This is a genomic window from Acidovorax sp. (assembly GCF_046341535.1).
Classification (GTDB): Bacteria; Pseudomonadota; Gammaproteobacteria; order Burkholderiales; family Burkholderiaceae_C; genus Acidovorax.
Window position 1 is genome coordinate 1 of the sequence record NZ_JBKDRI010000040.1, and the last position, 8,927, is coordinate 8,927.

General features: G+C 63.2%; 7 protein-coding genes and 1 tRNA gene. 5 read left to right on the forward strand and 3 right to left on the reverse strand.

Annotated elements, in window-relative coordinates; genetic code table 11:
• Positions 1–301 precede the first annotated feature (301 nt).
• Positions 302–883, reverse strand: a complete 582-nt coding sequence (locus tag ACK543_RS02720) for a peroxidase-related enzyme (RefSeq protein ID WP_409941328.1) — start codon at positions 881–883, stop codon at positions 302–304.
• A gap of 33 nt (positions 884–916) precedes the next feature.
• A complete protein-coding gene (locus tag ACK543_RS02725) occupies positions 917–1,462 on the reverse strand; it encodes a LuxR C-terminal-related transcriptional regulator (protein ID WP_409941329.1) in 546 nt (181 codons plus the stop codon).
• 74 nt (positions 1,463–1,536) lie between these two features.
• Between ACK543_RS02725 and ACK543_RS02730 the strand changes: the two genes are divergently transcribed.
• The 4 genes from ACK543_RS02730 to ACK543_RS02745 all read left to right on the forward strand — a co-directional run bounded on the left by ACK543_RS02730 (position 1,537) and on the right by ACK543_RS02745 (position 4,232).
• On the forward strand, positions 1,537–2,241 hold the full coding sequence (locus ACK543_RS02730) for a CoA transferase subunit A (RefSeq protein WP_409941330.1): 705 nt from the start codon (positions 1,537–1,539) through the stop codon (positions 2,239–2,241).
• Between the two features lie 10 nt (positions 2,242–2,251).
• Positions 2,252–2,893, forward strand: a complete 642-nt coding sequence (locus tag ACK543_RS02735; RefSeq protein WP_409941331.1) for a CoA transferase subunit B — start codon at positions 2,252–2,254, stop codon at positions 2,891–2,893.
• A gap of 222 nt (positions 2,894–3,115) precedes the next feature.
• Entirely contained in the window at positions 3,116–4,030 is a 915-nt protein-coding gene (locus ACK543_RS02740; protein WP_409941332.1) for a pseudouridine synthase, read from the forward strand.
• Between the two features lie 128 nt (positions 4,031–4,158).
• A tRNA-Gly gene (locus tag ACK543_RS02745) sits at positions 4,159–4,232 on the forward strand.
• A 164-nt stretch (positions 4,233–4,396) separates the two neighbouring features.
• Here ACK543_RS02745 and ACK543_RS02750 read toward each other — a convergent pair.
• Positions 4,397–5,881: an NAD-dependent succinate-semialdehyde dehydrogenase gene (locus ACK543_RS02750; RefSeq protein ID WP_409941333.1), complete on the reverse strand. Its 1,485-nt coding sequence runs from the start codon at positions 5,879–5,881 to the stop codon at positions 4,397–4,399.
• A 227-nt stretch (positions 5,882–6,108) separates the two neighbouring features.
• Here ACK543_RS02750 and alaS point away from each other — a divergent pair, with 227 nt between their 5' ends.
• Positions 6,109–8,742, forward strand: coding sequence for an alanine--tRNA ligase (gene alaS, locus ACK543_RS02755; protein ID WP_409941334.1), 2,634 nt, complete (start codon positions 6,109–6,111; stop codon positions 8,740–8,742).
• Positions 8,743–8,927: the final 185 nt, after the last annotated feature.

The following is an 8,927-nucleotide window of genomic DNA, read 5'->3' on the forward strand; positions in this document are numbered from 1 at the left end:
ACTTGCCAGCACCGCTTTTGGAGCGCCATGCGGTGTTGCTCCTCCTTGCAGGCACGAGCCTGCCGCGTCGTCGCGCCTTGCCTGGCACCCCAACAGCAGCGCTGGCAAATGCATCCAACTGCCGTTTTTAGGTTCAAAAGGGCCAGGCACCATGTGCAGCTTGGGCGCGGCCCCAGCGACACTCGGCAACGCCGCGAATGGCCCTTTGGGGTCGTAGCCCGAAGGGAGCGGGAGAAAAAGCGCTCTGGTATCGGCGCGGTTCCCGCGTCGTTCGCACTGGCAAAGGTAGTGTGAACAGGCCCTAAGCCTTGGCCTTGGGCACCCGGCCCATCAGGTAGAACTCTGGATTGGGCTGCCAGCCCGCAAAGCTTGCCATGCGGTTGGAGAGCCCGAAAAAAGCGGTGATCGCCGCGATGTCCCAGATGTCCTCATCATCCAACCCGTGGGCATGCAGTGCGGTGAAGTCGCTGTCCTCGATTGCGTGGGATGCCTGACACACCTTCATGGCGAAGTCGAGCATGGCGCGTTGGCGCGGCGTGATGTCGGCCTTGCGGTGATTGACTGCGACCTGGTCTGCCACCAGCGCATTTTTCTCGTAGATGCGCAAAATCGCGCCGTGTGCCACCACGCAGTACAGGCAGTGGTTGGCTGCGCTGGTGGCGGTCACGATCATTTCGCGGTCGCCCTTCGTCAAGCGGCCTTCTTCCTTGAGCATCAGGGCGTCGTGGTAGGCGAAAAACGCACGCCACTCGGCAGGGCGACGGGCCAGCGCCAGGAACACATGGGGAACGAAGCCGACTTTGTCCTGCACCTCCAGAATGCGCGCCCGGATGTCTGCTGGCAGGTTGTCCAGCGATGGCAAGGGATAGCGTTGCGTGGGCATACAGTGGCTCCGTGTCGTGGGTGGGGAGGGGTCTTAGCCGCCGACCAGCAGTTTGTGCACCAGGTCAGCCGCGGTGGACGCGTTGTACTTGCGCATGAGGCGTGCACGGTAGATTTCCACGGTGCGATGGCTGATCTCCAGTGCGCGCCCGATTTCCTTGGAGGTCAGGCCCTCCAGCAGCCTAGCAGCCACCTCGCGCTCTCGGCCCGTCAGCTCGGCCTTCACCGGGCGTTGTGAACTGAGGTCCTCAAAGCTCCAGATGCCCGATGCGTGCGGTGACTCGCGGTTGAGCGCCCGCCCCGAGACATGGCACCAGAATACCTCGCCGTTGGCGCGTTTCATGATGCGGTTGTCGGCGTAATAGCCCTTCGCATTCAAAATGGGTTCCATGTGGGCGCCCAGACGCTCGTACTCATCGGCGCTGGGATAGAGCATCTGAAACGATTGGCCGATCAGCACCTCGCGCGAGGCGGCGAACATGTCGCAGACCTGCTGGTTGCAGTCGAGCATGGTGCGGTTGCGTGAGAGCACCAGCCCCACCGGTGCCATGTCAAAAGCCAGTCGGTAATCGACGTCCATAGTGCAACTCTTTACGAAAAACTACTTATCTCCATACGTAGTATCGTATCGCATCCCAACACTAGGAGATCGTGGTGAACAAAGTATTCCCTTCAGCGGCCGACGCCCTCCGTGGCGTGGTTGCAGATGGCCAGCTGCTGGCCGTGGGCGGCTTCGGGCTGTGCGGCATTCCTGAGGCGCTGATCGACGCTTTGCGCGATTCGGGCGTGCGCGATCTCACCGTGATTTCCAACAACGCGGGCGTGGACGGCTTCGGCCTGGGCAAGCTGCTGGAGACCCGCCAGATCAAAAAGATGATCTCCAGCTATGTGGGCGAGAACAAGGAGTTCGAGCGCCAGTACCTGGCGGGCGAGCTGGAGCTGGAGTTCACCCCGCAAGGCACGCTGGCCGAAAAGCTGCGCGCCGGCGGTGCGGGTATCCCGGCCTTCTTCACCAAGACGGGCGTGGGCACCATCGTGGCCGAGGGCAAGGAGCTGCGCGAGTTCGACGGCGAGACCTACGTGATGGAGCGCTCGCTGGTGCCTGACGTGGCGCTGGTCAAGGCCGATATTGCCGACCGTTCGGGCAACCTGCGCTTTAACCTGACGGCGCGCAACTTCAACCCGGCCGCCGCCATGGCGGGCAATATCTGCATTGTGGAGGTCGAGCGCATCGTCGCTACCGGTGAGATTGCGCCGGACGACGTGCACCTGCCGGGCATCTATGTGCACCGCATCGTGCACAACCCCACGCCCGAGAAGCGCATCGAAAAGCGCACCACCCGCGACCGCAAAGTTTGAGGAGAACGATATGCCCTGGACCCAAGACCAGATGGCCGCACGCGCGGCCCAGGAGCTGCAGGACGGCTTTTATGTGAACCTCGGCATCGGCATCCCGACGCTGGTGGCCAATTTCGTTCCCGACCACATCGAGGTCTGGCTGCAAAGCGAGAACGGCATGCTGGGCATCGGCCCTTTCCCCTATGAAGACGAGGTGGATGCTGACCTCATCAATGCGGGCAAACAGACCGTCACCACCATCAAGGGCTCGTCTATCTTTGGCAGCCACGACAGCTTTGCCATGATCCGTGGAGGCAAGATCAACCTCTCTATCCTGGGTGCCATGCAGGTCAGCGAACAAGGGGATCTGGCCAACTGGATGATCCCGGGCAAGATGGTTAAAGGCATGGGCGGTGCCATGGACCTGGTGGCGGGCGTGCCGCGCGTGATCGTGCTGATGGAGCATGTGGCCAAAAAGAAAGACGGCACCGAAGACCTGAAAATCCTGCCCGCCTGCACCCTGCCCTTGACCGGCAAGGGTGTGGTGGACCGCATCATCACCGACCTGGGCGTGCTGGACGTCACGCCGGAGGGCCTCAAGGTGGTGGAGCTCGCGCCGGGCGTCACCTTCGACGCGCTGCAGTCCAAGACCGGCGTGACACTGATTGCCTGAGCGTCTGAGCGTCTGAGCATCTGGTCATCTCAGCGGCGCGGCCGCTGGCGTTCTGGGGTGGACATTCGTCTCCCAAACACGCTGAACATCGCCGCCTTGCTGCGTTGCAGTTCCTCTCGGTCGCTTCGGCGATCGCTGTGGTGTGTGCCTGGCCTGACTGCGATGTTGACCACGTGATCTTTTCGGCGAACTTCGAACTTGGCACACTGGAATCCGCCCGCCATGCCACGCCCCTTGCACGCTCCTGTACCGCCTGCCCGTGATGGCGTGAGCGCGAGCTGCGTGGTGCTGCCCGGGCGGGGCACAGGCACCATGCTCGACTTTCTGGCCGACCGTCTGCCGGTGGTCACGCGCGCGCAGTGGTTGCAGCGCATGGTGGACGGTGAGGTGGTGGACGAGCGGGGCGTTACCGTGACACCGCAGCGTGCCTTCGAGCCCGGGGTTCGCCTGTATTACTACCGAAGCCTTGCGAGCGAGCAAGCGCTGCCCTTTGCCGAGCAGGTCATCTACCGCGATGAACACCTGGTGGTGGCTGACAAGCCGCACTTCATGCCCGTGGTGCCGTCGGGCCGCTACCTGCACAGCACCTTGCTGGTTCGCCTCAAGCAGCAGCTGGGCCTGCCAGAGTTGTCGCCATTGCATCGAATTGACCGCGACACAGCGGGCCTGGTGCTGTTGTCCGCGCAACGGGCCACGCGTGGCGCGTATCAGGCGCTCTTCAGAGACCGCCAGATCGTCAAACTGTACGACGCCGTTGCGCCGTGGCGGGAGGACCTGACCTTCCCCCGCGAGCATGCCTCGCGACTGCAAGAAGGCCCCGAGTTTTTTCGCATGCGGGAGGTGGCGGGCGAGGCCAACAGCCTGTCCCGCATCGAGGTGCTTGAGGTCAGAGCACCATGGGCCCTGTACCGGCTGGCACCGGTCAGCGGAAAGCGCCACCAACTGCGGGTGCACATGGCCGCGCTGGGGTTGCCATTGCGCCATGATGCGTTCTATCCCGAGGTCAACGATCCGCCCGAGGGCGACTACTCGCGCCCGTTGCAGCTGTTGGCGCGGGCGCTGTCGTTTCGTGATCCGATCTCAGGGCAGCAGCGGCACTTTGAAAGCCGTCAGCGCCTGGCGTGGCCGCCCGACTGACCGTGGTGAGGGGTCTGGGCAAACCCTCGGTACAATCATGCAATCGTTGACGAGGTGACGGTTCAGGCGCAAACGCCACCGCAACGATTTCGCATACAGGCCCCTGTGACAACCGCGGGCCGCCAAATGCGGGTGTAGTTCAATGGTAGAACGGCAGCTTCCCAAGCTTCATACGAGGGTTCGATTCCCTTCACCCGCTCCACAAATTCATCCAGCCAAGTCGGCCGCCCGCAACGTGCAACGGGGTAGGCTTTTTTCGACCGATCGCACATCGGATTCACGTTGCTTGCGCCAAATTGAAGATAAAAAATGGCGGTTACGCGCGGTGGGTATCGATTTGTAGCTATCGATATTATAGCATCATCGTCATTTCAGAATATCGCCCAGGCACAGGTACTTGATCTCCACGTAGTCGTCCATGCCGTGGTGGGAGCCCTCGCGGCCCAGGCCCGACTGTTTGACGCCGCCAAACGGCACATGTTCGGTGGCAAGGATGCCGACGTTGATGCCGATCATCCCGTACTCCAGCGCTTCGCTGACGCGGAAAATGCGGCCTACATCGCGGCTGTAGACATAGCTGGCAAGGCCGAATTCGGTATGGTTGGCCGCGTCGATGGCCTCTTGCTCCGTTGCGAACCGGAACACCGGCGCGAAGGGGCCGAAGGTTTCTTCGCGGGCGCACAGCATGTCGGATGTGGCGTGGGCCACGACGGTGGGCTCAAAGAACTGGCCCGAGCCGAGGCTCTTGAGCCGCTGACCACCCACCACGACCTGGCCGCCCTTGGCCACGGCGTCGTCCAGATGGCGCTGCACTTTCTCCAGCGCCGCTTCCTCGATCAGCGGGCCCTGGTTGACACCTTCTTCAAAACCGTTGCCGACCTTGGCCGTCTTCACCTTGGCAGCCAATCGGGCCACGAACTCGTCGTAGATGCCGTCCTGCACATAAAAGCGGTTGGTGCAGACGCAGGTCTGGCCCGCGTTGCGGTATTTGCTCGCAAAAGCGCCTTCCACGGCGCTGTCCACATCGGCATCGTCAAAGACGATGAACGGGGCATTGCCACCCAACTCCAGCGACATCTTTTTCACCGTGGGGGCTGACTGGGCCATCAGGATGCGGCCCACCTCGGTGCTGCCGGTAAAGCTGATGTGGCGCACCACATCGCTGGCGCAGAGCACCTTGCCGATGGCAATGGAGTTGGCGCTGTCCGCGGTCAGCACATTGAGCACCCCGGCCGGAATACCCGCGCGGACCGCCAGCTCGGCCGCAGCCAGCGCGGTGAGGGGTGTCAACTCTGCCGGCTTGATGACCACCGGGCAGCCTGCGGCCAGCGCCGGAGCCACCTTGCGCGTGATCATTGCGAGCGGGAAGTTCCAGGGCGTGATGGCGGCGCAAACGCCGATGGGCTGCTTGAGCACCAGCAGGCGGCGGTTGTTGTCAAACTGCGGCAGGGTCTCGCCGTTCACACGTTTGGCCTCTTCGGCAAACCATTCCACGAAACTGGCTCCGTAGGCCACTTCGCCCTTGGCTTCGGCCAAAGGCTTGCCTTGCTCGGCGGTCAGGATGCGGCCCAGGTCGTCCTGATGGGCCATCAGCAACTCGAACCACCTGCGCAGGATGATGCTGCGCTCTTTGGCCGTCTTGGCCTTCCAGGGGCCCCAGGCGGCGTTGGCGGCGGTGATCGCGGCTTGCGCGTCGTCTGGCCCCAGGTTGGCCACGTCAGCCAGTCGGTAGCCTGTGGCGGGGTCGTTCACGTCAAACCGGCTGCGGCCGGGCAGCCACTGGCCGTTGACCAGCGCATCGGTTTTGAGCAGGCTGGGGTCGTTGAGCAGTGCAAGAGGCGTTGCGGGCATGGTTGTGGGGTACTCGTGTCGAAAAAAGAGCTCGGCAGGGGCGCAAGGGGCAGGGCGGTGGGCTGCGCGCGCGAGGCTGTTTTGCGGGCGTCGGGGCGCAAGAATATCGCGTGTTCCCTGCACTGCCCTGTGCCGCCAGCGACAGGCCTGCAAACCTATAATTACCGGCTGGCCCACGCGTGCCGACTCGGTGCGGCATCGCCCCGTGCACAACCAACGTACACCCCATGAGCATTCCCACTTTTTCCGTCGCCGACATCCGCAAGTCATTTTTGGACTTCTTCGTCTCCAAGGGCCACACCGTCGTAGCATCGAGCCCCCTGGTGCCCGGCAACGACCCGACGCTGATGTTCACCAACTCGGGCATGGTGCAGTTCAAAGACGTGTTTCTGGGCACGGACAAGCGCTCATACAACCGCGCGGTGTCGGTGCAGGCCTGTCTGCGCGCCGGTGGCAAGCACAACGACCTGGAAAACGTGGGCTACACCGCCCGCCACCACACCTTCTTCGAGATGCTGGGCAACTGGTCGTTTGGCGACTACTTCAAACGCGAGTCGCTGCACTGGGCCTGGGAACTGCTGACCACCGTGTACAAGCTGCCGCCCGAGCGCCTGCTGGCCACCGTGTACCAGGAAGACGACGAGGCCTACGACATCTGGACCAAGGAAATCGGCCTGCCGCCCGAGCGCGTGATCCGCATCGGCGACAACAAGGGCGGCCGCTACAAGTCCGACAACTTCTGGATGATGGCCGACACCGGCCCCTGCGGCCCGTGCTCGGAGATCTTCTACGACCACGGCCCCGAGATCCCCGGCGGCCCGCCAGGCAGCCCCGACGAAGACGGAGACCGGTTCATCGAGATCTGGAACAACGTGTTCATGCAGTTCAACATGGACGAGACCGGTGCCGTGACGCCGCTGCCTGCGCCCTGCGTGGACACGGGCATGGGCCTGGAGCGCCTGGCGGCCATCCTGCAGCACGTGCACAGCAATTACGAGATCGACATCTTCGATCAGCTCATCCAGGCCGCGGCCCGTGAAACCGGCGTGACCGACCTGAACCACAAGAGCCTGCGCGTGATTGCCGACCACATTCGCGCCACCGCCTTCCTGGTGAGCGACGGCGTGATCCCCGGCAACGAAGGCCGCGGCTACGTGCAGCGCCGCATCGTGCGCCGCGCCATCCGCCACGGCTACAAGCTGGGCAAGAAGACGCCGTTCTTTCACAAGCTGGTAGCCGACCTGGTGGAGCTGATGGGAGATGCCTACCCGTCGATTCGCGAGCAGGAAAAGCGGATCACCGAGGTGCTCAAGGCTGAGGAAGAACGCTTTTTCGAGACGCTGGACAATGGCATGGAGATTCTCGATGCGGCCCTGGCGGGCGGTGCCATCGTGCTGCCGGGCGACGTGGCCTTCAAGCTGCACGACACCTATGGATTCCCGCTGGACCTGACCAACGACGTCTGCCGCGAACGCGATGTGGTGGTCGATGAGGCCGGTTTTCGTTCGGCCATGGAAAAGCAGAAGGCCCAGGCCCGCGCGGCAGGCAAATTCAAGATGGACAAGGCGCTCGAATACACGGGCGCTTCCAATCTGTTCACTGGCTACGAGCAACTGGCCCAAAACGCAAAAATCGTAGCAATCTACGTAGACGGGACAAGCGCGGCAGCCCTCGGGACTGGCCAAAACGGTGTGGTGGTGCTCGATAGCACCCCGTTTTATGCCGAAAGCGGCGGTCAGGTGGGCGACGAGGGCGTGATCACCAGCGGTTCGGCCCGTTTTGCGGTGGACGACACCCTGAAAATCAAGGCCGACGTGTTTGGCCACCACGGCAGCTTGCAGGAGGGCACGCTCAATGTGGGCGACACCGTGCAGGCCCAGGTGAACACGGCCGTGCGGGCCGCCACCATGCGCAACCACTCGGTCACCCACATCATGCACAAGGCCTTGCGCGAAGTGCTGGGCAGCCACGTGCAGCAAAAGGGCAGCCTGGTCAACGCCGACCGCACGCGCTTTGACTTCACGCACAACTCGGCCGTGACAGACGCCGAGATCCGCGAGATCGAGCGTCGGGTCAACGGCGAGATCCTGGATAACCAGGCCACACAGGCGCGTGTGATGGACATCGAGTCCGCGCAGAAGACCGGAGCGGTCATGCTGTTTGGCGAGAAATACGGCGACACCGTGCGCGTGCTCGATATCGGCACCAGCCGTGAGCTGTGTGGCGGCACCCACGTGCAGCGCACCGGCGACATCGGCCTGTTCAAGGTGGTGAGCGAGGGCGGGGTGGCCGCAGGTGTGCGCCGCATTGAGGCCGTCACGGGCATCAACGCGCTGGCCTACCTGCAGCACCTGGAAGACACGGTGACCCATGCCGCCAGCCTGCTCAAGGCACCCGTGTCCGAGCTCAACGCCCGCATTGTCCAAGCCATGGACAGTGCGCGTGCGCTGGAAAGGGAAGTGTCTGCCCTCAAGGGCAAGCTGGCATCCAGTCAGGGCGATGAACTGGTGGCGCAGGCGGTGGAGGCGGATGGCGTCAAGGTGTTGGCCGCTGAGCTATCGGGCGCCGACGCCAAAACGCTGCGAGACACCATGGACAAGCTCAAGGACAAGCTCAAGACCGCTGTCATCGTGCTGGCCGCCGTAGACGGCGGCAAGGTCCAGCTTGCTGCGGGTGTCACCAGCGACATCGTGGGCCGAATCAAGGCCGGCGAACTGGTGAACTTTGTGGCCCAGCAGGTTGGTGGCAAGGGCGGCGGCAAGGCCGACATGGCCATGGCGGGCGGCACCGACGCATCGCGGCTTCCGAAGGCGCTGACCTCGGTGTTGCCGTGGGTGGTGGCGATGCTCGAATTGCGCTGAGGCGCCTTCCCGCAGCAAGCTGGGCTGGGGAGCTCTGTCTCCAGCCCTAGCCCGGATATTTCACCGTCCTCCGTAAAAACGATGACGGCATGGCCCTTTGAGTGCGCGTTTATCGAGGTGTAGAAACTTGATGAACGAGCGAGCCATGCCGAATCCAAACTGTACCGAACAAACTGAACTCGATC

Excerpts from the sequence above, each read along its gene's own strand:
- ACK543_RS02740 (WP_409941332.1), top strand. The coding sequence starts at position 3,116 with ATGCCACGCCCCTTGCACGCTCCTGTACCGCCTGCCCGTGATGGCGTG.
- alaS (WP_409941334.1), top strand. The coding sequence starts at position 6,109 with ATGAGCATTCCCACTTTTTCCGTCGCCGACATCCGCAAGTCATTTTTG.
- ACK543_RS02750 (WP_409941333.1), bottom strand. The coding sequence starts at position 5,881 with ATGCCCGCAACGCCTCTTGCACTGCTCAACGACCCCAGCCTGCTCAAA.
- ACK543_RS02725 (WP_409941329.1), bottom strand. The coding sequence starts at position 1,462 with ATGGACGTCGATTACCGACTGGCTTTTGACATGGCACCGGTGGGGCTG.
- ACK543_RS02720 (WP_409941328.1), bottom strand. The coding sequence starts at position 883 with ATGCCCACGCAACGCTATCCCTTGCCATCGCTGGACAACCTGCCAGCA.
- ACK543_RS02735 (WP_409941331.1), top strand. The coding sequence starts at position 2,252 with ATGCCCTGGACCCAAGACCAGATGGCCGCACGCGCGGCCCAGGAGCTG.